This is a genomic window from Pseudonocardia sp. D17, from assembly GCF_036984265.1.
GTDB lineage: Bacteria > Actinomycetota > Actinomycetes > Mycobacteriales > Pseudonocardiaceae > Pseudonocardia > Pseudonocardia benzenivorans.
The window spans coordinates 195-23,932 of record NZ_BPRG01000181.1 but is presented as its reverse complement, the minus strand read 5'-3'; the positions used below and the strand labels follow the sequence as shown (position 1 = coordinate 23,932).

Sequence of the window (23,738 nt, the reverse complement as noted above, 5' to 3'; positions counted from 1 at the left end):
CCATGGCGACTATCGCCGCTCACGGGAGGTCGTCTCGGACGCGCTCACGGTCACCGGCGTCGCCCGGTCGGCGGGCGCGGTGGCCGGGTCGTCGCCGAGGTAGCTCGCCTCGAGCTGCTCGGCGTCGCGGCGGAGCTCGGCCGCCGAACCCTCGGCGACGACGCGGCCGTGGGCCAGGACGTAGCCGCGGTCGGCGATCCGCAGCGCCGCGAGCACGTGCTGCTCGACGAGCAGGACGCCCATCGAGTGCTCCTCGGCGATGCGCCGCACCATCGGCAGCAGCCGCTCGACGATGATCGGCGCAAGCCCCAGGCACATCTCGTCGAGCAGCACCACCTGCGGGTCGGCGATGAGCGCCCCCGCCAGCGCGACCATCTGCTGCTCTCCCCCCGACAGCAGCCCGGTGCGCCGGTTCGTCAGCGGGCGCAGCGCCGGGAACCGGTCGAGCACCTCCGACATCGTGACCGTGGACCCGCGGTGCCGGCGCAGCCGCAGGTTCTCGGCCACGGTGAGCTTGTAGAACAGGCCCCGGCCCTCGGGCACCATGCTCAGGCCCCGGCGCGCGACCGCGTAGGGCCGCGCCTTCGTGACCGGGCTGCCGAGTACCTGCAGGTCGCCACCCAGCGGCGGGAGCGCACCCGCGACGGTGAGCAGGGTCGTGGTCTTGCCCGCGCCGTTGGCCCCGAGCAGGCACACGACCTCACCGGCGTCGACGGTCAGATCGAGATCCCGGACCACCGGCAGCGTCCCGTAGCCGCAGTGCAGGCCGCTCGCCCGGATCACGGTGCTCATCACAGTCCTCCGATCGCGGTCGGCTCGGGCGTCACGGGCTCGACGTCGTCGAGCTCGCTGTGCTCCCCGCCGAGGTAGGCGGCGAGGACCTTCGGGTTCCTCCGGATCTCCTCGGGCGTGCCGACGGCGATCGGCCTGCCGAACTCGATCACGTAGACCCGGTCGCACACGCCGAACACCAGGTGCATGTCGTGGTCGACGAGCAGGCAGCCGACGCCGGTCGCCGCGATCTGGTGCAGGTCGTTGCCGAACTCGATGCTCTCGGGGGTGTCCAGGCCCGCGGCCGGCTCGTCGAGCAGCAGGACCTGCGGCGTCAGCGCGAGCGCCCGCGCCACGCCGAGCAGCTTCTGCCGTCCCAGCGGGAGCTCCTCCGGGCGGCCGTCGCTCGAGTCGGTCATCGACAGCAGCGTCATCGCGTCGGTCACGGTCCCCGACGGCGTCCGGGACGGCCGGAACATGTCACGGACGAAGGCGAACGACCGGTGCCGGACGTCGTCGGCGACGCGGACGTTGCCGAGCACCGAGAGGTCGTCGAAGAGCTCCATCGACTGCCAGGTGCGGACGAGCCCCAGCCGGGCCCGACGGTGGGCGGGCAACGAGCTGACGTCCCGGCCGCCGAGCTCCACCGTGCCGGTGGCCGGGGTGAACCCCGAGATCGCGTCGATGAAGCTGGTCTTGCCGGCGCCGTTCGGGCCGATCAGGCCGACGATCTCGCCGGCGCGGACCTCGATGTCGACCCCGTCGACCGCCTTCACCCCGCCGTAGGTGACCCGCACGTCCGACGTCCGCAGGCAGACCTCGCCGATCGTCCGGGTGGCGGGCCGGCGCAGCACCGGGTCCCCCCGCGTCACGTCGCGGACGGGGACGAGCGGGTCCTGGCGACGGCCCCGCCGCAGTCGCGCACGGAGCTTGTCGTACTCGGCGCGGATCCCACCGGCGACGCCGAGCGGGTTGAACAGCACCGCGAGGAGCAGGCCCAGTCCGGTGATCACCGAGTAGTACGGACCCAGATCCAGGTTCCGGTCGAGGATGACGAAGACGATGCCCACAGCGCCCATCGCGCCCGCGACGAAGGCACCGCTCGCGCTCGCGATGCCACCGATGTAGGCGACCGCGAGGATCGACAGGCCGACGAGGACGCCGAAGGACTCAACGGAGAGCACTCCACGGCTGTAGCCGATCAGCGTGCCGCCCAGCCCCGCGAGGAACGACGCCAGCGCGAACGCCGTCAGCTTGACCGCGGACACGTTGATGCCCACCGACGCCGCGGCGCGCTCGTTGGACCGCACGGCCAGCATCCTGCGCCCGGTCCCGCTGCGGATCACGTTGCACACCAGGACGAAGGTCACCGCGACGACCGCGAGCACGAGCAGCCCGAACGGCACCCGCGCGATGGTCGTGCCCTCGCGCACGCCGAGGTCCAGGCCGAACAGCTGCGGATCCGGGATCGCGTTCTCGGTCGAGACGAACAGCCGGTTGCCGAGCACGAACTGTTGCACGACGACGGCCGCAGCCAGCGTGACGACGGCCAGCTGCGCGCCGCGGATCCGCAACGCGGGCAGGCCGATCAGCACGCCGATCACCATCGCCACCAGGGCCCCGATGATCATCGGTAGCGGGAACGGGAGGTGGGTGCCGAGCTTGGACACCACCAGCCCGGCCGCGCCGGCCAGCCCGGCCTGGGCCAGCGAGATCTGCCCGACCATCCCGGTGAGGACGACGAGCGACAAGGCGATGAGCGAGAGGGCCAGGCTGTTGATGACGCCGAACCGGTAGCTGCCGTCCGTGAGCGTCACGAGCGCGACGCCGCCGACCAGCAGCGCCGCGATCACGAGCGGACGGTTCCGCGGCAGCCGGACGGCCGGCAGCTTCAACTGCTCGTCGTCACCGCGCATGGGGATGGACCGGCCCACCACGAACAACACGACCACGATCACGACGAACGGCACCGCGTCGGTCAGCCCCTGCTTGGCCCACTCCGGCCACCAGGTCTTCGTCTGGGACAGGAACTGCAGCTCGGCGACCAGTACGCCCATGGCGAGGCCACCCGCGAGCGCCGCCCACAGCGAGCTCATCCGACCGATCAGCGCCGCGGCGAGGGCGGGGACGACGAGCAGGGTCATGTTGCCCGGGGTCAGGACGCCGATCGCCGGCCCCGCGAGAATCATCGAGAGCGCCACGAACACCGACGACACGACCCACGTGACGATCCCCAGAACGTTGGGGGACAGCCGCGCGAACTCGGCCGCGCGCTGGTTCTCCGCCGCCGCCTGCACCGCGAGCCCGACGCGCGACCGGCGGAACCAGATCGCGAGGGCGACGCCCGCGAGGACGACGATCCCCGCGAACCAGAGCCGGTCGGTCGGCACCTGGATCCCGGCGATCCGCATGGTCCCCGTGGGCAGCACCGCCGTCAGCGACCGGGCGTCGCTGCCGAACTTGAGCGCGACGCAGGCCTGGATAGTCAGCATCACGCCGACGGCGGCGACCACCTTCGCCAGCACCGGCGCCCTGCGCAGCGGGCGGGAGATCAGCACCTCGACCAGCAGGCCCAGCACGGCGGCGACGGCGATGCCCAGCAGGATCGCCAGCCACACCGGCTGCTCACCGACCTCCATCGAGGGCACGCCCGGCAGGGGGAGGCTGAACAGACCGTTGCGCAGGTCGTCGTAGACGTACAACGGAACGGTCGCCATCGCACCCGCGGCGAAGTTGATCACGCCTGAGCCCTGGTAGGTCAGGGTGATGCTCAACGCCATCGAGGCATAGACCGCGCCGAGGCTCAACCCGAGGAACAGGAACAGCAGATAGGGGGTCATGTCTCTTCCCTGCGGTTCGGATCAGGACGAAGTCGGTGCCGCAGCCCGGGCGCCGGCGCGTTCCCCGGGGTCCGGCCACGCCCGCCTCGCGGCGCGCGGGCCGGACCTCGGCCGTGGTGCACGAGCCGTCAGCCGGTGACCCGGACCGACGAGACGTCCACCGGCGAGTTCGCCAGTGGCGTGAGCTTCTTGTCCGCTCCCACCTCGGCGTAGTTGAAGCCGCTGGTGCACGACGTGGTCCCGGGCCAGCTCGGCGTCGAGCAGTCGTAGGTGCCGTCCCGGAAGAACATCCCGCCCTTCGTGCTGGCGATGTTCTGCAGGACGGTCTGCCTGGTCAGCGGAGCACCGGTCTTGGCAGCGACCTGCCGCAGCATGTCCGCGGCCTGCACGGCGTCGAAGAAGCCCGCCTGGGCGAAGGTGTAACTCGCGGGGTCCGGCTTGATGTGCCGGTTGAACGCGGCGAGGTCGGCCCTCACCTTCGGGCTCAGCGCCGAGTCCGCGTACAGGTTGTTGAAGAACGGGTTGACGAAGATGACCTTCTCGAGGACCTGCGGCGAGAGCTTCGGGATGACCGAGGTCGACGTCGATGCGTCGATGACACCCGTGAACCCGGTGCCCCGGAACGCCGGGATCGCCGCCAGCGCGTCGGCGTCACCGACATAGAGGGTGATGCCCTCGGGCTGCGTCGCGACGACCGACGAGGCGAAGCTCGCCCAGTCCGGTCCGGTCGCCGGGTAGTAGAAGGCGCGGATCGCGATCCCCACCTTCCGGGCGGCGGGCTCGACGACCGTCGCGAAGTAGTCGTGCATCGGCGGGAGGTCGGGCATGACCGTCGCCAGCGACCTGACCCCGAGGCCCTTTTGCGCGACCACGGCGGCGGAGTACGCCTCCTGGGTCGACGGGGAGGCGAAGAAGGCCTGCCCGACCGCGTTGTTCATCCCCGGCGTGATGGCCTGGTAGCCGAACTCCGCGACGCCCGCGGCCTTGAGGACCGGCAGGATGCCGTCCGCGCCGTAGTCGAACCCGAGGACCGAGAGCACGACGTCGCTCTGGACGAACTGGTTGCCGCAGTTGACCGCACCGTCCGGCGTGCCGTCGGACGCGCAGAGGGTCGACGTCAACGGGCTCCCGTTGATCCCGCCGAGCTCCTCGTTCACGTACTTCACACCCGCCGCGAAACCGTCCGCGAAGGCGGGGAACGCGAACGTGCCGGTCATCGTGTTCTCGAAACCGACCAGTACCGGCGGCTTCGACGAGTCCGCGGCGACGGCGTTCACAGCCGGCGCGGAAATCTCCGACGCGCTCGATCCGCTCGACGCGCCACCGCCGTTACCGCAGCCGGCGAGCAAGACTGCCAATGCCGCAAGGGCGACACAGTTCGTCCTCATTCTCATGGCCTGCCACATTCCGTTTCTCGCACGGCGAACAGAACTCGCCCGCGCGATTGAAGTTGGGGCGTACTCCGCAGCGACTCGACCTCTGACGCGGCCCGACGGTGGGGTGCACAGTAGTCGCAGGATACGAAAGCGTCAAGGATGGATCCTATTCGACACGAGTCGAGGATCTTGGCTGGTCAGGCCGCTGTCACGGGGTTCCTGAGACGGCCTCGTCCGGTATCGCCGCGCCACCGCGAGGCGGCGTGAGCACAGGGCCGATTCCGACGGGCGGGCCCGGGCGCTCCCGTCTCCTCCCGATCGCGGTCCTGCGCCCGGTGGCGATACGACCCGCTGTCCTTCGTTTCCGGCCGGACCGATTCGAACGGGAATGTCGCTCATCATCGGTCGGCCCGGTGGAGCGCTGTGCTCCAGGTGCCGGGCGCCCGGTCGTGAGCCGTACCCCGTACGTGTGCGACGCGCCCGACGACGGCAGCGGCTACTCGGCGCGTCGGCGCTGGGTCGTCACTCGCTGCGGTGGCGAAGCGGGCGGAAGAAGGTGCGCAGCTCCTCGACGACGGCCTGCGGCTGCTCGGCCGGGGCGAAGTGGCCGCCCTTCGGCTGGACCGACCAGTGCTGCAGGTTCGCCGCCGCGGCGACCCTCTCGCGCGGAACGAGGAACACGTCCGCTGGGAACACGCCGACGCCGACCGGCGTCTCGACGTGTTCCGTGCCGTCCGCGAGCGCCGCGGTGGCGTCGGCGTAGATGCGGACCGAGGAGCCGAAGCTGTGCGTGAACCAGTACAGGCTGATGGTCGTGAGCAGGAATTCCGTGGAGTACGTCGAGCTCAGGTCACCGTTGCAGTCGCTCCAGGCGCGTCGGCGCTCCATCAGCCACGCCGCGAGGCCGACCGGCGAGTCGTTGAGCGCCCACGCCAGCGTCTGCGGGTCGAGGATGTGCACGTGCCCGTGGCTCAGGATCGTCCTCATCATCTGCTGGGTGTGGTCGAACCAGCCGGCCTCGTCCGGGGCGTACTCCTCGGGCTTGAGCGTCTGCATCCCGCCGATGAGCGTCGTCGGAGCGGTCGACAGGTAGAGCCCGGCGAGATGGTCCCTGGCCACGCGGTCGAGCTCGGTCGTGACCACCTCGCCCCAGTCGCCGCCGACGGCGCCGTAGCGCGGGTAGCCCAGCACGTCGGTCATCAGCTGGTCCCACAGCTCCGCGATCCAGCGGACCGTGACCGGTTTCTCCGTCAGCGGGCTCGAGAAGGCGAACCCGGGCATCGACGGGACGACGACGTCGAAGGCGTCCGCCGGGTCGCCGCCGTACGCGGCGGGGTCGGTGAGCGGCCCGACGACCTCCGACCAGTCCCAGAAGGTCCAGGGCCATCCGTGCGAGAGGATCAGCGGCAGCGGCGCCGGGCCCTTCCCCCGCTGGTGGACGAAATGGATCGGCGTCCCGTCGAAGTCCGCCCGGAAGTGCGGCAGCTCGTTGATCTTCTTCTCCTGGGCGCGCCAGTCGAAGGCGAGCCAGGCGTCGACGAGCTCGCGCAGGAACTCCCCCGTCGCGCCGTACTTCCAGTCCTCGTTACCCGCCTCCGGCGCCCATCGGGTAGCGCGCAGCCGCGCGGCGAGGTCGTCGAGCTCCGCGTCCGGGACATGGATCTCGAACGGCACTGCGCGGACCGGGGACGGGCCTTCGTGTTCAGCCATCGCTCCTCCTTCAGGCCGGGTCCGTCCGCGACGCCGGGGCGTCCGCGAGCGGCTCGATGTCGACGGGCAGGGCCGTCATGATCGGCATGTGCAGCACCTGCTGCACAGGGCCGCGCGTGCTCATCAGGGCGTTGACGCTCGCGCCGACGCCCGGGGCGAACGGGTCGTCCCCCTCCAGGCCGCCCCAGCCGTGCGTGAGCGCGACGACCCCCCGGCGCAGGGTGTCGTCGGCCTTCGTCACCACGGCGATGGTGCCGTGGTCGCTGGTGACGGTCACCCGGTCGCCCGACCCGAGCCCGTGCGACGCGAGATCGTCGGGGTGGATGTACAGCGGGTTGGTCTTCCCCTTGGTGATCTCGGGCAGATTCCGACCCTGGTTGTTGAAGAGCTCCTTGGCCCGCCGCACGATCAGTCGGTAGTGGCGGCGCTCCGAGTCCTGCAGGATGGACCTGAGCGCCTCCATCTCCTGTGGGAACTCCGGCGGGAAGAGGTCCAGACGGTTGTCCTCCATGCCGGGGGCCGGACCTTGCACCGTGACCGACCGCCTCGGCGCCGCAAGGCCGTTCGGGTGCTTCTTGAGCTCCTCGAGCAGCGCGTCGTTGTCGGCCACCATCGCGAGCACCTCATCGCTCGACGGCAACGGGCCCGTCAGCTTCACCGGCCTGCCCGGGGGGACGTACCCGAAGCAACCGAAGCCGGCGTCGTTCGGCACGCCGAGCTCCATGTCGAGCCCCATCGCCTGGCCGAGGAGCCAGAAGAACTGCCACTCCTCGACCGTGTCGCCCGGCGGCGGGACCAGGGCCGGCGTGTAGATGCCGAACGGGCCGAAGATGACGTTGACGTCGGGCCGTTCGTACATCATCGTCGGCGCGATGATGTAGTCCGAGAGCCGCGAGGTCTCGGTCATGTACGGGTCGATGTTGACGAGCAGGTCCAGTGCCTTGGCCGCCTCGATCTGCCGCGGCAGATCCGGGATGGCGTTGACCGGGTTGCCGCCGATCGAGAACATCGCCCGCACGCGGTCCTCGCCCGGCTCCAGGATCTCGTCGGCGTAGAGCCCGCACGGGACCTCCCCGAAACCCGAGAACGGGCTCGGCATCAGGCCGTACCCGAAACGGTTGCGCCAGCCCTTGTCCCAGTGCCGCGAGGGCGGAATGACCTGGGCGTGCCGCGGCGGGGAGTCGCCCACGATCGCATCGCTCTGCACCTGCTCGCCCTCCTGGACGAAGCGGCCGCAGATGATGTTGAGGGAGAGGATCAGCTGCTCGCACGGGTTCCCGCCGGGCCCCATGTCCGTGCCGGTGTGGCCGTTGGCCGCGCCGACCTTGCCCTCGCCGAACATCACCGCGGCGGTGATGATGTCCTCCTCCGGGACGTCGCAGAACTCCGCGGCCATCGCCGGCGTCGTCCCCCGGACGTAGTCCTTGAGAGCCTCGACGTTGTCCGCGTACCGGCCGTAGAACTCCGGCCGGTCGAGGCCCTTGTCGAAGATGACGTTGAGGATGGCGGTGAGCAGCACGGCGTCCGTGCCCGGGCGCGGACGCAGGTGGAGATCGGCCGCCTTGGCCAGCTCGGTGCGGCGCGGGTCGATGACGATGAGCTTGAGCCCGCGCTTCTTGTGCTCCTTCAGCGTCACGAACGGGTTCGTGTTGGACCAGCCGACGCTCTGCAGCGAGATGAGCTGGTTCCCGCCGATCTCCAACCAGACGTCGGCGTCCTCGACCCGCTGGAAGCCGCCCGTGTAGAAGCCGGTCCGCTCCCACGAAATCGTCTTGGACGCCTGGTCGATCGTGATGGGCGAGAACGACTTGTGCGACCCGATGGCCCGCCACCACGCCTTGGCCACCGGTATGGTCGCCGACGCCATCCAGGCATAGGTGCCCCAGTAGATGCCGACCGACTCGGGTCCCGTCTCGGTCATGATGGACCCGAGCCGGTCCGCGATCTCCGAGACAGCCGTCTCCAGACTGATCTCGTCGAAACCGCCGTCCCGTCTCCGGCGGAGGTGGCGCAGGATGCGATCGGAGCTGTTGTGCCCCGCGACCGCGTTGCGGCCCTTCACACAGGTGTAACCGGCCGACGAGGAGTTCTCCGCGTTCGCCCTCACGCGGACGATCTTGTCGTCCTCGACATCGACCAGCATGCCGCAGTTGGCACCGCAGGTCCGGCAGTACGAGACCTTGGTCTCCACGAGATCAGCCCTCAGGAGTTGGGGGAGGTGACGATCTTGCTACCGCGCACGAGCGGGCGGAAGACCTCGAAGGCCCACTGGTGGAGGTTCGGGTGGATCTCCGCCGAACGGCGGTAGTGGTAGCAGGAGAGCGTGCGCTCGTAGTCGGTGTCCGGGATGTTCTTGATCTTGGCATCGTGCACCACGTAGCCGATGATGTCCCAGTACTGACCGCGCAGGTCGTACTCGGGCCAGAGGATCTCGACGGCCGCCATCTCCCACGAGTTGCCGCCGATCTCGTCCTCGGCGAGCTGGGCGCGCGCGTCCGGCGGCGCGATGCGCTCGGGGAAGCGCTGGTCCCACGCTCCGAACCAGGCGGCGTAGGGACGGGCGGGGACACGGAAGCGCTCATCGGCCGGGATCGGCTCGGTGCAGTAATCGAAGTGCGGAATGCGGACGCCACCCAGGACACACTGGTTGCGCCAGAACAGCCGGGGGTCGACCAGCATCGGCATGTCGAACCGGCCGCGGTACTCCTTCGGCTGCCGCTCGAACTTCGGCAGCGTGCGGACGTACTGCTCCTCGGTGAAGTGCATCGCGGTGTGGAAGCCGAGCTCCAGGTACTTGTCGACCTGGCGCTGCCACTCCTTGTCGAGGTCGAGGGTGGCGAAGTACGGGGTCATCGTCCAGCGTGCCACGCGCTCGGCCGGCTCCTCGACGAGGTTCTGGCGCTCCGGCGGCACGCTCGAGGTGCGACCACCGCAGCCCTCCACGGCATCGTGTGGACTGAGGTCGTAGGCCATGATCATCGAGCCGTCGACCGCGTCCTCATCGGTCAGGTCGACCGCCATGTTCGGGCCGTCGATGTGCACGGCCAGGATCCGGCCCGGGTCGATGCCGGAGTTGACGCGGACCCAGGAGCGGGTCTCGTCGAGGTACTTGCCGGTCAGCACGCGCGAGTCCTGCGCCGCCACGATCCACTGGTTGACGGTGAGCAGCGTGCGACCCTGGCGCTCGACCTCGGCCAGCAGCGCGGCCTGGTCGAGGTTGACGTTCGGCGCGTCGATCTGGGACTCGTAGTCGAACCAGCCCGACGGGTTGACGACATTGCTGACGACGTTGTCCTCGAGGACGCTGAAGCACTCCATCAACGGCCAGATCTTGCCGAGCCAGTGCCGGCCCGCCCGGGTGGCCACCTCGGGGGGCAGGTAGGCGAGCCGCCGGCCGTCCTCCTCGAGCGCGGCGATCTCCTCGGCCGAGTACGGGCACGGCGTGACCGTGAACGTCCGGCCCACGGCCGCGCCGCGCTCGTCCCAGAGCCTCTGCAGCGACGCCGTCACCTCCTCGGGCGTGGCTCCCAGCGACGTCGTCTCTCCCACTGCTGTCATCGACTACCACCCTGTAACTCGACGTCCGCGGCTGCCGCGGCGGATGAACACTACGCTACGGTAGCGTAGTGTTCGTTGTTCCTGTCAAGGGCGGACTCGTGGTCGGAACGAGGGTTCGACACCCGCTACCGTCTCCACCATGGACCCCCGTGTGGAGCGCACGCGATCCGTTGTCATGCAGACCGCCACCGACCTCCTCGTGGAAGGAGGGCCCGGTGCTCTCACCATGGACGCCGTGGCCCTGCGGTCCGGTGTCGCCAAGACGACCATCTACCGCCACTGGAAGTCGCGCGACGACCTGCTGGCCGCCGTCATCGAGACCGCCATCCCCCGGCTACCCGAACCCGACCCGGAGGCCGATGTCGAGACCTCACTGCGCGCCGCGATGCGGTATTCGGTCGACACGCTGCGCCACACCGAATGGGCGCGCATGCTTCCCGCATTCATCATGCTCAGCCAGCACGAGACCGAGATCCGCGCCATCAGCGAGCGGATGGAGTGGCAGCACAACAACGTGCTGGCCAAGCTCGTCCGGCAGGCGGCCGAGGAGGGCCTCGTCGAGGGTGACGTCGACGTCGACGAGGCCATCGCCCACCTGCAGGGGCCGCTCATGATCGCCCACCTCGCGAACCTGCTGCCCATCGACGACCAGCTCGCCGACTCGCTCGTCGACCGATTCCTCGTCGCGTTCGGGCCGTCGGCGGACGAGAGGCGACGCGCTCACGACGATTGAGCGGTCCCGGCAGCCGAGTTCGCAACCCCGACGGCACCGGGCGCCGATCCTCCGTTCGGCGTACCGAGGATTCGCCGCGGGAACCGGCGTCGTCGCGCACGGCAGCTCATGAAAATATCCGTAGTGGCCCGAAATGGATCCGATATTCCGTTAGACTCGTGACATTCGGTGATCCGCGGCGCGTCCCCGATCACGGTCGCACGATCTGCGACGTCGATGCCGCAGGAATCGTTCGGGCACCATTCCGGCGCGCTGGACACGACTCTCGGTACGGGAAGGACCGTCATGGGGCAGACGACACACGAGGCGAGCCGGGGGCGCGTGAAGGCCGCCCGCGCGGCACTCGGACCGATCGGGGTCAGCGTGCCGACGACCGGCATGGAGACGGTCCCGATGCCGCAGCAGATCGAAGGGATCCGACGGCTGGAGAAGGCCGGGTACCGGGCGGCCTGGGCGCGGGAGGGCGTGGGCGGCCACGACGCGCTCGTCGAGATCGCCACGCTGCTCGGTGCCACCGAGCAGCTCGTCCTCGGTTCCGCGGTCGCCAACATGTGGGCCCGTCCTGCCGTCACCTTGCACGCCGCCGCCGCCACACTCGGGGAGGCCTTCCCGGGCCGGTTCGTCCTCGGGCTGGGAGCAGGCATGGCGTACCAGGCCGAGGCACTCGGGCTGCGCTACGCCCGGCCCTACTCGCTCATGCGCGACTACCTCCGGGCGATGACCACCCCCGTGCCGGGCCTGCCCACGGCCGAGCAGACCTACGCGCGCATCATCGCGGCGAACGGTCCGAAGATGGTCGAGCTCGCCGCGTCCGCCGCCGACGGCGCGCACCCCGGGCTGATCCCGGTCGAGTACACCGCGTCCGTCCGCGCAACGTTGGGCCCGGACAAGTTGCTCGTCGTCGCGCTCACGGTCGTCGCGCTGGCCGACCGCCGGGCCGCCCGCGACGCCGCAGGGCAGTTCGTCGTCGGAGCACTCGGCTTTCCCGGGTCGCCGTACGGGGCCAACCTCGCCCGCCTGGGCTACACGAGCGACGAGATCGCCGCGGGTGCGGACCGGGTCGTCGACGCGGTGATGGCCTACGGCCGTCCCGACGACATCGCGGCCAGGGCCCGGGCGCACCTCGACGCGGGTGCCGACCACGTCCTGGTGAACTGCGTCCTGCCCGGCTACGAGACCGGCATCCAGCAGCTGGAAGGGCTCGCGCCCGCCCTCACCGAGATCACGGGGTGACCCACACGGCGCCGGCGTGATCCCTGCCCGTCAGGCGCGCTCCCGGGCCGGGCCGGTGGAGGCGCGCGGGATGTAATGGGTCGACGCCGGGATCAGCACGTCGCCGACCTCCCGGCCGGCCAGCGCGTCGAGCATGGCCGTCGCCACGGCCGCTCCGAGCTTGTCGTAGTCGGTACGGATCGCGCTCAGCGGAGTCCGGAACAGTGGCGCGTCCTCGAGGTCGAAGAACGACACGACGGACAGGTCCTCCGGGACGCGCAGCCCCAGCTCACCGGCCGCCGACAGGAGCGTCGTCGCCGTCGGCGGCGCGGCGAACACCGCCGTCGGCGCGTCCGGGCCCGTCAGGTGCTCCTCGACGGCGTCCCGGACGTCCTGCTCGTCGTGCCCGATCCGGATCTCGCGCCACCGCACGCCGCGCATCCGCGGGTAGAGCTTGTGGAGGGGGGCCACCCGGTCGACCACGATCTCGGCGAAGTCCCGGTGCCCGTGCGCCTTCAGGTCCCTGCAGGCGGCGGCGAACGCGGGAGCACCGTCCACCGTGACGAACGGCAGCTGCGCGCATCTCGGGTCCCGGAACCCGACCGCGATCACCGGGATGTTCGACCGCTCGTACCAGGCGAGCGTGTTCGACGGCCGGGCCTGCCAGTAGAACAGTCCGTCGACGCGGTGCGCGAGGAAACGCTGCAACAACGTGTCGAGGTCCAGCCCCTCGTTGCGGACGATCGACAGCAGGACGCTGTAGCCGGCCGATTCCATGTTGGCGATCAGGTCCTGGAACACGTACAACAGCTCGCTGCGCGGATGACCCTCGAAATTGACCACCATGCCGAGGGTCATCGTCTTTTCCTGGCGCATCGAGCGGGCCGCGAGGTTCGGTACGTAGCCCAGCTGCTCGGCCGCGGCATACACCCGGCGCAGGTTCTCGGCCGAGACCGGCAGCCCGTTCAATGCCTTGGAGACGGTCGCGGTCGAACACCCGGCGAGTTCGGCCACCGCGTGCAGCGTGGCGACCTTGGTCGGCGACTTCCGGCGAGTTCGCGGCCGGGAAGCAGGTTCTGGCACGTGCGGATGATACCATTCGCCGCTTTGCCGGGTCCGCGAATGCGCGTTACGGGTCGAGTTGCAATGCCGCCGCTTTGAGCTTCTGGAGATCGAGAATGATTTCCCGCGTCGCGGGCGGCAGGCTTTCGAGCATCGCCATCTCCACATCGGGACGGGACAGGCCGTAGGCGTCGCACACCTCGACCTCGGCACGCCGGGGAGCGCTCGCCCAGCTCTTGCGTTCGAACGCCGCCCGCACGTACGGGGCCAGTTCCTCCTGCCGCGGGCGCAGCCGGTCCCGGTCCTGAGCGAACCCCGGCAGCACGTCGGCGGCGAAGAGCCGCAACGAGTCGGCGACCTGCTCGTGGGTGAGGTCGCCGACCTGGTGCAACAGGATCACCTGATCCACTCCGGCCGCCTCCAGTGCGTGCAGCCGGTCGGCCACTGCGCCGGGAGTGCCGATGGAATGGCCGCCGCGCACCGGAATGTCCCCACCGACCAGCTTCTCGACACGTCGGAAGTTGTCGGCGAGGTTCGTGAATCCCGGGCGGTGCCGACCGAACGCGTAATAGTGCCGTGCCGCATAGGTGAAGAAGCCGTGCGCGGCCCGCCCCCGGTCGTGTGCGACGGTGGCCGACCGGTGACAGTAGAAGGGCTCCATCGTGGCCACCGCGGGATTGACCGCACGACCTATCGGGACGCATTCGTTCCTGAACGTGTCGTAGTAGTCGCGCACCACTTTCTCGGCCTCGTCCGCGTCGAAGAACGTGTGGATGAGCGCACCGACTCCCAGCCGGGCGGCCGCCCGGACGGACTCGTCGTCGGAACAGGCCATCCACAAGGGCGGATGCGGCTTCTGCACCGGCTTGGGGACGACGTTGCGGGCGGGCATCGCGAAGAATCGGCCGGTAAACCCGGGATAGGGCTCGAGCGCCATCATGTCGGCGATCTGCTCGGCCGCCTCGACCGTCATCTCGCGCCGGTCCGCCGGCTCGATGGAAAAGCCCTCCAGCTCCATGCGTGACTTCGAGTCACCGAAGCCGAGGTCGACACGTCCGCCGGACACGAGATCGAGGGTGGAAATGCGCTCGGCCACCCTCGCCGGCTGGTTGTAGGCCGGCGGCAGGAGCGCGATTCCGTGGCCGAGCCGGATGCGTGAGGTCCGCTGGCTCGCGGCGGCCAGGAACACCTCGGGTGCCGACGAGTGCGAGTACTCCTCGAGGAAATGCTGTTCGAGCACCCAGGCGTAGTCGAAGCCGAGTTCCTCGGCGAGCTCGACCTGGTCCAGGGCCGAGCCGAACAGCTCCGACTCGGAGTGCTCGGTCCATGGCCTCGGGAGCTGGAGCGCGAAGGAGAGACCGAAGTCCACCGGAGCTCCTTCAGCGGGGGGCCGGGACGTCGACGCGCACCGACTCGATCACGGACTCGCACGTCATGTCCGCGATGGTGGAGGCGTCCGTCGTCACGCTCAGGATGAACAGCGTCCGCCCGTCGTCCCCACCGAGGCACGGCGCGATGGGGAGCCGGTCGGGCAGTGCGATCACGTCGGTGACCTCGCCGCCCTCGAGGACGCGACGGCACTCCCGTTGCAGCGGGGCACAGATCCACACCCCGTTCTCCGCGTCGACGGTGATCCCGTCGGGAGCGGCCGGCTGCAGATCGGCCCAGACCCGGCGTCCGGACAACGATCCGTCGGCGGCGATGTCGAATCCCGTGAGCTCGCGCGCGGGCAGCGACGCGACCACGTACTGCTTCCCGTCCGCGGTGATGACGGGGCCGTTCGGGGAGTCCATCTCGGGCGCCACGATGCGGGCGGACCCGTCCGGGTCGACGCGGATGATGCTCCCGGTCCCGACGAGCGGGCGCGGGGCGCTCAGCTCGTCGACGCCGCTGGCCCCGACGTAGGCCCGGCCGGCCGGGTCGACGACCATGTCGTTGAGCGGGCCGACGGCGATCCCGGAGAGATCGGCATGGGTCGAGACCGAGCCGTCGGCGTCGAGCCGAAGGACGACCGGTCGTGCCAGGTTCGCGATCAGCAGCCGCCCGTCCGGCAGGAAGCCCAGGCCTGCCGGGAGGTCGTCGTCGCCCAGCTGCACGACCACGTCGGACTCCCCCGCCGGGGTCACGGTCACGACCCGACGGGCGTAGATGTCGGAGAACCACAGCTTCCCGTCGTGCCATCGCGGGCACTCGGCGAATCTGAGGCCGTCGAGCAGCAGTTCCGGTGTCATTCGGGGTTCCTCCGGTCGGGTCGGTCGGTCCGGGTTTCGGCCGGACGTCGGGCGCGCGGCGCCGGCGCCGACGCCGGTCCGCGGGGATGCCGCGGCCCTCGACCGCGGGGTCTGCTCGTTCGATGTCGCACGACTGTGCGGGCCCTCCCGATCCGCCGACGATCACCCGGGACACGGGAGGGCGACGGGTGGCACGGGCCCTGGCCCGTCCGCCGGGCCGGCCACGGCACGGACGGCGTGCCTGCGCCGTCCGCGCGACCGGGGCCACGACGACCCGTCGGCCCGCCGCGCTACTCGACCGGCTGGCTTCCGTCGAGCTCCGGGCCGAGCTTCGCGTCGAGCGAGTGCAGCCGGGGCAGCACCTCCTGCGCGAACAACCGCATCGACCGCTCCGCGGCCTCGACCGGCATGGTGCCGAAGCGGAAGTTCAGGACGAACTCGGAGGCGCCGGTCATCGCCTGGATGTGCAGCAGCCGCTCGTACACCTCGTCCGGTGTCCCCCACGCCTGCGGTTTCGCCGCGGCCTCGAGAATCTGCTCGTCGGTGAAGGTGAGCGCGCCCACCGCCGCGTACTGCTCGTATCCCTTGGTGTTGCGCAGCCGCTCGGTGTCGTCGAGCTGGTAGTGGTTCGAGCTGCTCGCCTGCCCCTCCAGCGCGTACGTGGCCATGAGCGACCAGGCCTCGGCCGAGTCCTCCGCACACGCCGCGCGGACGACGACGGTGGGCTGCTCGGGCTCCCAGCCGTTCTCGCGCCGGATGCCGTTGAACATCGCGACGTCCTTGCGGTAGTCCTCCCAGCTCTTCTGGTTGGTCAGCAGCATCCCGAGACCCGCGTTGGCGGCCAGCGGGAGGCTCGGCGGGCTGGCCCAGCCCGACTTCATGCCGGCGCGCAGCCGCTCGGGGTTGCGGAAGCGCGGGCGCACCGAGGTCTCCGGGATCGTGAAGTGCTCACCCTGGAAGGAGAAGAACTCCTGGGTCAGCGCGAGGTTGATGACCTCGAGCGTCTCGTTGTACCGGCCGCGCGCATCGCCCATCGGAATGCCGAACGAGCTGAACTCCCGCACCGCCGCCCCACGCCCGACGCCGAGGGTCAGCCCGCGCCCCTGCAGCTGGTTGTCCAGCGCGCTGATCTGGTGGACGACGTGCATCGGGTGGTACCAGGGCAGCACCAGCACCATCGTGCCCACGTCGATGCGCTTCGTGCGGCCCGCGATGTGCGACAGGTGCTGCATGACGCCGCCGGTCATGCCGTACGGGGTCACGTAGTGGTCGATGGCCCAGTAGGTGTCGAACCCGAGCGGCTCGACGAGGTCGGCGAGATGGAGCTCCTCCTCGTAGATCTGGGCGTCAGCGACCTTGGGCGGCTCGCTGCCCCGGGAGTTGTAGCGCTCCCAGTCCAGGTGGTTCTGCCAGTTGAAGAAGGCACCGATCTTCATGACGACATTCCTTTCCAGACACCAGTGGGGACCGGTTCCCGAACGACGCCGCGCCGGGCGAGACGAACGGGTCGTGGGAACACGGCGAGAGCCGCTACGCGACGGCGTCGCGCGGCGTGACCGTGTAGTCGTCCAGGTCGTCGACCCGGGTCAGCTCGTCGTACTCGGTCGGGTTGTACGGGCACTGTGTGACGATCCGGCCCGAGGGTGCTCGGAAGTAGCGGCTGCCGTCGACGCGCCAGGCGTGGATGCGGTCGAGGTCGCGCGCCAGCTTCTCGTTGTAGGCGACGACCGCGTCGGTGCGCACCTCGAGCGCCGCGAGGTCGTGCTCCAGGATGTGGGCGATCTTGCCGACCACGTAGCGCGACTGGGTCTCCAGCTTGTCGATGATCGACCCGCCGTTGGTGTTCGGCCCGTACAGCATGAACAGGTTCGGGAACCGGTCGACGGTCATGCCCTTGTAGGCGTACGCGCCGTCCTTCCAGACCTCGCGCAGCGCCGTGCCCTCCCGGCCGACCACGTCGACGACCGACAGGAACTTGTGGGCGGCGTACCCCGTCGCGAGGACCAGCACGTCGAGCCGGTGCAGGCCGTCGGCGGCCGTCACGACCCCGTCCCGTTCCACCCGGACGATCGGGTCGGTCACCAGCGCGACGTCGGACCGGTTGAACGTGGGGTAGTACTCGGACGACAACAGCGTGCGCTGGGCGCCGATCGGGAGCACGGGCCGCATCGCCGCACGCACCCGTTCGTCACGCACGGCGTCGAGGTTCGCGATGCCCTTCTCGCGGAGCTCGGCCATGAGGGCCTCGTTGTTGTAGTCGCACAGCCTGTCGACGAACTGGGTGCTCTCCTTCCGCAGCGCTGCGACGATGGCGGGGTCCTTGCGCCGCGCGGCCCGCTCGGCGTCGTCGAACACCCTGTCGTCCTTCGGGAACACCCACTGCGGGGTGCGGTGGAAGACCTCGAGCCGCTCGGCGATCGGGGCGACGGCCGGGACGAGCTGGATGGCGCTGGCCGCGGCCCCGATGACGCCGACGGCCTTCCCCTCCAGGAAGGAGACGTCGTCGCCGGGCCATTCGGCGGTGTGCACCAGTACGCCCGCGAAGTCGTCGAGGCCGGGGATGTCGGGCCGGACCGGCTCGTTGAACATGCCGACGGCTCCCACCACGGTCCGCGCGCGGACGGTGTCGCCGGTGGACGTGACGAGGGTCCAGCGGCCGGCGGCGTCATCCCAGCGCACCGACTCCACGCCGGCGTTCAGGACGACGCGGTCGGCCACGCCGAAGCGTGCGGCCGCCTCCTCGACGTAGGCACACATCTCGTGTCGACGGGCGAACGTGCGGGGCCAGTCGAAGTCCTGGAAGAAGCTGAACGAGTAGAGATCGCTCGGCACGTCGCACGCGAGGCCCGGGTAGCGGTTGTTGTACCAGGTACCGCCGATCCCGGCGGACCGTTCGAGGACGACCACGTCGGTGATGCCCCGGCGCGCCAGCAGGATCGCCGCGCAGATCCCTCCCGGCCCGGCTCCGATGACGACGACGTCGTGCACCGCGTCCGCCGCCGGAATCCGGTCGGTGAGTTCCACAGTCAACCTCCGATGAGCAGGTCCGGCACCCGGGTGCCGGGCAGAGAAGGGGGCGGCCCGCCTGTAACGTTTAACTACCGCCCGGGACGGACGCAGCGGCGCGGGACAGGATCGACCTACGCGGTTCCGGTGGCGACGTCGACGCTCGAGTGCTCGGGCAGCCGCAACGCGTGGTCCATCCGCTCCCGCTTCGTCGTGAGATAGGCGAGGTTGGCCGTGTTCGGCGCGACGTCGATCGACTCGCGCGCGACCACACGCACACCGTGGCCCGACAGCCCGCGGTACTTGGCCGGGTTGTTGGTCATCAGCCGGACGTCGCGGACGCCGAGATCGTGCAGGATCTGCGCGCCGACGCCGTACTCGCGCGAGTCGACCGGCAGGCCCTGAGCGAGGTTGGCGTCGACGGTGTCCAGCCCGCGATCCTGCAGCGTGTAGGCACGCAGCTTGTGCGCCAGCCCGATCCCCCGCCCCTCGTGACCGCGCAGGTAGACCACGACGCCGCGACCGGCACGTCCGATCCGGTCGAGCGCGACGCCCAGCTGCTCGCCGCAGTCGCATCGGCGGGAGCCGAACACGTCGCCGGTCAGGCACTCCGAGTGGACGCGCACCAGTACCGGCGAGCCGGCGCCGTCGGCACCCCGCTGGTCGACGTCGCCGAGAACGAAGGCGACGTGCTCGACGCCGTCGGTCACCGACCGGAAGGCGACGGCCGCCCAGTCGTGGTCGCCGATGGGGACCCGACCGGTCGACTCGCGGTGCACCAGCGACTCTTTGCTCCTGCGGTACCGGACGAGGTCGGCGACGGCGATCGTCGTCAGGCCGTGCTCGGCGGCGAAGGCCTCGAGGTCGTGTCCGCGCGTCATCGTGCCGTCGGGGTTGGTCACCTCGGCGAGGACACCGGCGGGCTCCAGGCCGGCGAGGCGGCACAGGTCGGCGGCGGCCTCGGTGTGTCCTGCCCGTTGCAGCACCCCGCCCCGGCGTGCGCGGAGCGGGAAGACGTGACCCGGCCGCGACAGGTCGGCGGGCCTGGTGGCCGGATCGGCCAGTGCCTGCACCGTCGCCGCGCGGTCCGTCGCCGACACACCGGTCGTGGTGCCGACCGTCTTGTCGACGGTCACGGTGAACGCGGTTCCGCGCGGATCGCTGCTGTCCGTGGTCATCAGGGGCAGGTCGAGCTCGTCCGCGCGCTCGTCGGTGACCGCGACGCAGATCAGGCCGCTGGTGTGCCGGATCATGAACGCCATCGCCTCGGGCGTGGCGAACTGGGCCGCCATGATGAGGTCGCCCTCGTTCTCGCGGTCCTCGTCGTCGACGACGAGGATCATCCGGCCGCGCCGGAACTCCGCCAGCGCGCGGACGACGGCATCGGCCTCGTCGCGTGACACGTCCGTCATCCCGGCTCCCGCTCTGTCGTCGGTCGGAGCCCGCTCGTGGGTGGGGCTCGACACTGGGCAATGTGGGCTAAACGTTTAAGGCAGAGTAGGGCGGGCCGCGTCACAGGTCAAGGACGACGCATCGAGCCCACTGCCGACAGTCCGCCACCACCGACCGCGGCGGCCGAGTGTGCCGGCCGACCCGGGACGTGCGCAGGCCTCGCGACCCCCGCACACGACCCACGCTCCCACGGGCCGACACCTCGTGAGTGGCGACGAGCCCACACCGCGAGTGGCGACGAGCCGGCACCTCACTCACGGGCGTCCTTGGTTTCCCACCGGGGCTGCGGTAGCGTGACCGACAACCTTAAACGTTTACGTACTGTCGAAGTGCTATCCCGGAGCGCCCCGGGTCCGGCAATCCCTTGGATCCAACTAGCTATCGAATGTATCCTTCTAGGCCACGCTCGTATCGCACTGGTCGTCCCGGCACGGATGGACGCATGCGGCCGAGAGCCAGTTCAGAGGAGACGGAATGGCAGAGATCAACGCCGATGCGGCGTGGACGGTAGAGGGCTACGACGTCGACGCCGTCCGCAGCAAGTACAAGCAGGAGCGCGACAAGCGGATCCGCGCCGACGGTCCGAACCAGTACCGGTTCATCTCGCGCGACGGTGATCTGGCCGAGTACGTCAAGGACCCGTACGTCGAGCGCATCGAGCGCGAGCCGGTCTCCGACGAGGTCGAGGCCACCGTGATCGGCGGCGGCTTCGCGGGCCTGCTGCTCAGCGCGCGGCTGCGGCAGGCCGGCATCACGAGCCTGCGCGTCGTCGAACAGGGTGGGGACTTCGGCGGGACCTGGTACTGGAACCGCTACCCCGGGATCGCGTGCGACGTCGAGTCCTACGTCTACCTGCCGCTCCTGGAGGAGGTCGGCTACATGCCGACCGAGAAGTACGCCAAGGGGCCGGAGATCTTCGGGTACTGCCAGATGTTCGCGCGGCACTTCGACCTCTACCGCGACGCGCTGCTGCAGACGCGCGTGACCGACGTCCGGTGGAACGAGGACGACGGCGTGTGGATCGTCTCGACCGACCGCGGTGACAGGTTCCGGTCGAAGTACGTCTGCATGACCTTCGGGACGTTCCTGCACCCGAAGCTGCCCGGGATCCCCGGCATCGAGGACTTCCGGGGCACGTCGTTCCACACGTCTCGGTGGGACTACGAGCACACCGGCGGCGACAGCTACGGCAACCTGCACAAGCTGCGCGACAAGGTCGTCGGCGTCATCGGCAGCGGCGCCACCGCCGTCCAGTGCGTCCCGATGCTGGCGAAGGACGCCGAGCACGTCTTCGTCTTCCAGCGCACGCCGGCGATCGTCGACGTCCGGGAGAACCGGCCCACCGATCCCGAGTGGGTCGCCTCGCTCGAGCCGGGGTGGCAGCGCGCGCGGATCGAGAACTTCTCTGCGTGCATCGCCGGTGAGGAGACCGACGTCGACCTGGTCGACGACGCCTGGACCCGCGTCTTCCACCACCTGCGCAAGACCAGGCCGGTGACCGGGTCGCAGGCCGAGGCGATGGAACTGGCCGACTTCCAGCACATGGAGTCGATACGTGCCCGGGTCGGGGAGATCGTCCACGACCCGGTGACCGCGGAGGCACTGCGGCCCTACTACCGGTTCCTGTGCAAGCGCCCCTGCTTCCACGACGAGTACCTGCAGGCGTTCAACAGGCCGAACGTCACGCTCGTGGACACCCACGGCAAGGGCCCGGACCGGGTCACCGAGAACGGCATCGTCGTCGCGGGCGAGGAGTACCGGATCGACACGCTGGTCTACGCGACCGGTTTCGCGAGCATCCGGCAGGACCTCAAGACCCGCCTCGGCTACGACGTCTTCGGGCGCAGCGGCCAGGCGCTCAGCGACAAGTGGAAGGACGGGATCTCGACGCTGTTCGGGGCCCAGACCCACAACTTCCCCAACTTCTTCGTCGTGTCGTACTTCCAGACCGGCGTCGCGTCCAACCAGACCCACCCGCTGGACGAGATGGCGAAGCACATCTCGAACATCATCCGCGAGGCACGCGACCGGCAGGCCACCACGGTCGACATCACCGAGGCCGCAGAGGACGAGTGGGTGCAGACCGTCATCAGCTCGTCGACGGCGTCGGCCGACTTCCTCGAGTCGTGCACGCCGTCGTACTACAACAACGAGGGCCAGCCCAACCTGGCCCTGTTCCGGCGCAACGGTCCGTACGCACGCGGCATCCTGCCGTTCAGCAAGCTGCTTGCGGAGTGGCGGTCCTCGGGCGAGTACGCCGGGCTCGAGTTCGAGTGAGCGCGCCGGTGTCCGATCTCCACCCGGCGCCCACGCCGCGGGGGCCGCTGTCCGGCCTGGTGGTGGCCGACTTCTCACGGATCGTCGCCGGGCCCTACTGCGCCATGCTGCTCGGGGACCTCGGGGCCGACGTCGTCAAGGTCGAGTCCCCGGCCGGTGACGACACCCGGGCCTTCACCCCACCGGTCAGGGACGGCGTCTCCACCTACTTCCAGGCGGTCAACCGCAACAAGCGCTCCATCGCGCTCGATCTCGCCGATCCGGCCGACCTCGCGGTGGCGCATGCGCTCTCGGCGCGCGCCGACGTCGTCATCCACAACTTCAAGCCGGGCGGGATCGAGCGGTTCGGGCTGGGGTACGCCGACGTCGCCGCCCGCCGGCCGGACACCGTCTACTGCGCGATCAGCGGCTTCGGAACCCGCGGCGGAGCGGACCTGCCGGGGTACGACCTGCTCATCCAGGCCGTGTCCGGCCTCATGAGCCTGACCGGCGAGGCGGACGGCCGGCCGTTGCGGGCCGGGATGGCCGCCTTCGACGTGATGACGGGATTGCACGCGGCCGTCGGCATCCAGGCCGCGCTCCGCCACCGGGACCGCACGGGCACCGGTCAGCTCGTCGAGATCGACCTGCTGTCGGCCGCGCTGTCGTCGATGATCAACCAGAGTTCCGCCTACGTCTCCGGCGGGGTCGTGCCCCGCCGCATGGGCAACGAGCACCCGAGCCTGTACCCCTACGAGCCCATCGCCACCGGCGACGGCGAGCTCGTCATCATCGCGGGCAACGACCGGCAGTTCGCGACGCTGTGCCGCGTCCTCGGCCTCGACGAGCTCGGCGCCGACCCACGGTTCCGCTCGATGCGCCTGCGCAACGAGAACAGGGTCGAGCTGCGTCGCATCCTGGCGGGCGCGCTGTCGCGCAGGTCCGCGCAGGATTGGTTCGAGCTGCTGTCGGCGGCCGGTCTTCCGTGCGGACCGATCAACGACGTCGCCGGTGGCGTGGAGCTGGCCGACCGGCTCGGCCTGGAGCCCGTCGTCACGGTGGACGGGGTGCCCATGGTGCGCAACCCGCTCCGGATGTCCGAGACCCCGCCCACCTACCGGTCGGGCCCGCCCGACCTGGGCACCGCGGGTGCCGAGATCCGGCAGTGGCTGGGGTTCCCGGCGCCCGGCACCGACAGGCCGTCCGTGCGGGCCCGCACCGGATGACCGCGCCCCCTTCGTCGAGGCCATTCACCCGCCACCGCTCACCGACACCGTCCACCGACGGAGGGAGCCGACGATGACCACGCCTGCCGACGCCGTGGCGGTCGAACGGTCGGTGCGCGCCGCGTACACGGACTACGTCGCGTGCTTCCAGCGCGGCGACCCGGACGCCACCGCCGCGTACTTCACCGCGCCGCTGCTGCGGGTGGCCGACGGGCGGACGACGGTCCATCCCACCGCGGACGACGTCCGCCGGATGCTCGCCGGCATGACGCAGCGTCTCGACGCCCTGGGCTACAGCGGGTCGC

16 protein-coding genes and 1 pseudogene are annotated in these 23,738 nt (G+C 70.2%); 5 read left to right on the top strand and 12 right to left on the bottom strand.

Annotated elements, in window-relative coordinates; translation table 11 throughout:
• Positions 1 to 9: 9 nt before the first annotated feature.
• The 6 genes from PSD17_RS25305 to PSD17_RS25280 all read right to left on the bottom strand — a co-directional run bounded on the left by PSD17_RS25305 (position 10) and on the right by PSD17_RS25280 (position 10,255).
• Positions 10 to 792, bottom strand: coding sequence for an ABC transporter ATP-binding protein (locus PSD17_RS25305; RefSeq protein ID WP_013673556.1), 783 nt, complete (start codon positions 790 to 792; stop codon positions 10 to 12).
• Entirely contained in the window at positions 792 to 3,611 is a 2,820-nt protein-coding gene (locus PSD17_RS25300; protein WP_339124846.1) for a branched-chain amino acid ABC transporter permease/ATP-binding protein, read from the bottom strand. Before PSD17_RS25300 ends, PSD17_RS25305 begins: the two co-directional genes overlap by 1 nt.
• A gap of 128 nt (positions 3,612 to 3,739) precedes the next feature.
• Positions 3,740 to 4,888, bottom strand: a complete 1,149-nt coding sequence (locus PSD17_RS25295; RefSeq protein WP_041759372.1) for an ABC transporter substrate-binding protein — start codon at positions 4,886 to 4,888, stop codon at positions 3,740 to 3,742.
• Between the two features lie 621 nt (positions 4,889 to 5,509).
• On the bottom strand, positions 5,510 to 6,697 hold the full coding sequence (locus PSD17_RS25290; protein ID WP_339124845.1) for an epoxide hydrolase family protein: 1,188 nt from the start codon (positions 6,695 to 6,697) through the stop codon (positions 5,510 to 5,512).
• A 10-nt stretch (positions 6,698 to 6,707) separates the two neighbouring features.
• Positions 6,708 to 8,888, bottom strand: a complete 2,181-nt coding sequence (locus tag PSD17_RS25285) for a molybdopterin-containing oxidoreductase family protein (protein WP_339124844.1) — start codon at positions 8,886 to 8,888, stop codon at positions 6,708 to 6,710.
• Positions 8,889 to 8,899: 11 nt separating this feature from the next.
• A complete protein-coding gene (locus PSD17_RS25280; protein WP_339124843.1) occupies positions 8,900 to 10,255 on the bottom strand; it encodes a hypothetical protein in 1,356 nt (451 codons plus the stop codon).
• Between the two features lie 139 nt (positions 10,256 to 10,394).
• On the opposite strand from PSD17_RS25280, the gene PSD17_RS25275 reads away from it, so the two are divergent.
• Positions 10,395 to 10,988 (top strand): TetR/AcrR family transcriptional regulator, encoded by a 594-nt coding sequence (locus tag PSD17_RS25275; protein WP_339124842.1) that lies wholly within the window; start codon positions 10,395 to 10,397, stop codon positions 10,986 to 10,988.
• Between the two features lie 285 nt (positions 10,989 to 11,273).
• Entirely contained in the window at positions 11,274 to 12,221 is a 948-nt protein-coding gene (locus tag PSD17_RS25270; protein WP_013673549.1) for a TIGR03620 family F420-dependent LLM class oxidoreductase, read from the top strand.
• Between the two features lie 30 nt (positions 12,222 to 12,251).
• Here PSD17_RS25270 and PSD17_RS25265 read toward each other — a convergent pair whose 3' ends face one another.
• The 6 genes from PSD17_RS25265 to PSD17_RS25240 all read right to left on the bottom strand — a co-directional run bounded on the left by PSD17_RS25265 (position 12,252) and on the right by PSD17_RS25240 (position 19,911).
• Positions 12,252 to 13,214, bottom strand: a complete 963-nt coding sequence (locus PSD17_RS25265) for a LacI family DNA-binding transcriptional regulator (protein WP_041759367.1) — start codon at positions 13,212 to 13,214, stop codon at positions 12,252 to 12,254.
• A gap of 115 nt (positions 13,215 to 13,329) precedes the next feature.
• Entirely contained in the window at positions 13,330 to 14,631 is a 1,302-nt protein-coding gene (locus tag PSD17_RS25260; RefSeq protein ID WP_339124839.1) for an LLM class flavin-dependent oxidoreductase, read from the bottom strand.
• Between the two features lie 10 nt (positions 14,632 to 14,641).
• Positions 14,642 to 15,493: an SMP-30/gluconolactonase/LRE family protein gene (locus PSD17_RS25255; protein ID WP_013673546.1), complete on the bottom strand. Its 852-nt coding sequence runs from the start codon at positions 15,491 to 15,493 to the stop codon at positions 14,642 to 14,644.
• Between the two features lie 290 nt (positions 15,494 to 15,783).
• Positions 15,784 to 16,929, bottom strand: a complete 1,146-nt coding sequence (locus PSD17_RS25250) for an LLM class flavin-dependent oxidoreductase (protein WP_339124836.1) — start codon at positions 16,927 to 16,929, stop codon at positions 15,784 to 15,786.
• A gap of 94 nt (positions 16,930 to 17,023) precedes the next feature.
• The gene (locus PSD17_RS25245; protein WP_339124834.1) at positions 17,024 to 18,517 is read right to left on the bottom strand and encodes a flavin-containing monooxygenase; all 1,494 of its coding nucleotides are present in this window, start codon (positions 18,515 to 18,517) and stop codon (positions 17,024 to 17,026) included.
• Positions 18,518 to 18,633: 116 nt separating this feature from the next.
• Positions 18,634 to 19,911: a bifunctional 3,4-dihydroxy-2-butanone-4-phosphate synthase/GTP cyclohydrolase II gene (locus tag PSD17_RS25240; RefSeq protein WP_339124832.1), complete on the bottom strand. Its 1,278-nt coding sequence runs from the start codon at positions 19,909 to 19,911 to the stop codon at positions 18,634 to 18,636.
• A gap of 514 nt (positions 19,912 to 20,425) precedes the next feature.
• On the opposite strand from PSD17_RS25240, the gene PSD17_RS25235 reads away from it, so the two are divergent.
• The 3 genes and pseudogenes from PSD17_RS25235 to PSD17_RS25225 form a co-directional block, all read left to right on the top strand.
• The gene (locus PSD17_RS25235; RefSeq protein ID WP_339124830.1) at positions 20,426 to 22,228 is read left to right on the top strand and encodes a flavin-containing monooxygenase; all 1,803 of its coding nucleotides are present in this window, start codon (positions 20,426 to 20,428) and stop codon (positions 22,226 to 22,228) included.
• 8 nt (positions 22,229 to 22,236) lie between these two features.
• Complete coding sequence (locus PSD17_RS25230) at positions 22,237 to 23,433, top strand: CaiB/BaiF CoA transferase family protein (protein WP_013673541.1); 1,197 nt, start codon at positions 22,237 to 22,239, stop codon at positions 23,431 to 23,433.
• Positions 23,434 to 23,506: 73 nt separating this feature from the next.
• Positions 23,507 to 23,738, top strand: a pseudogene (locus tag PSD17_RS25225) (hypothetical protein); the annotation flags it as partial.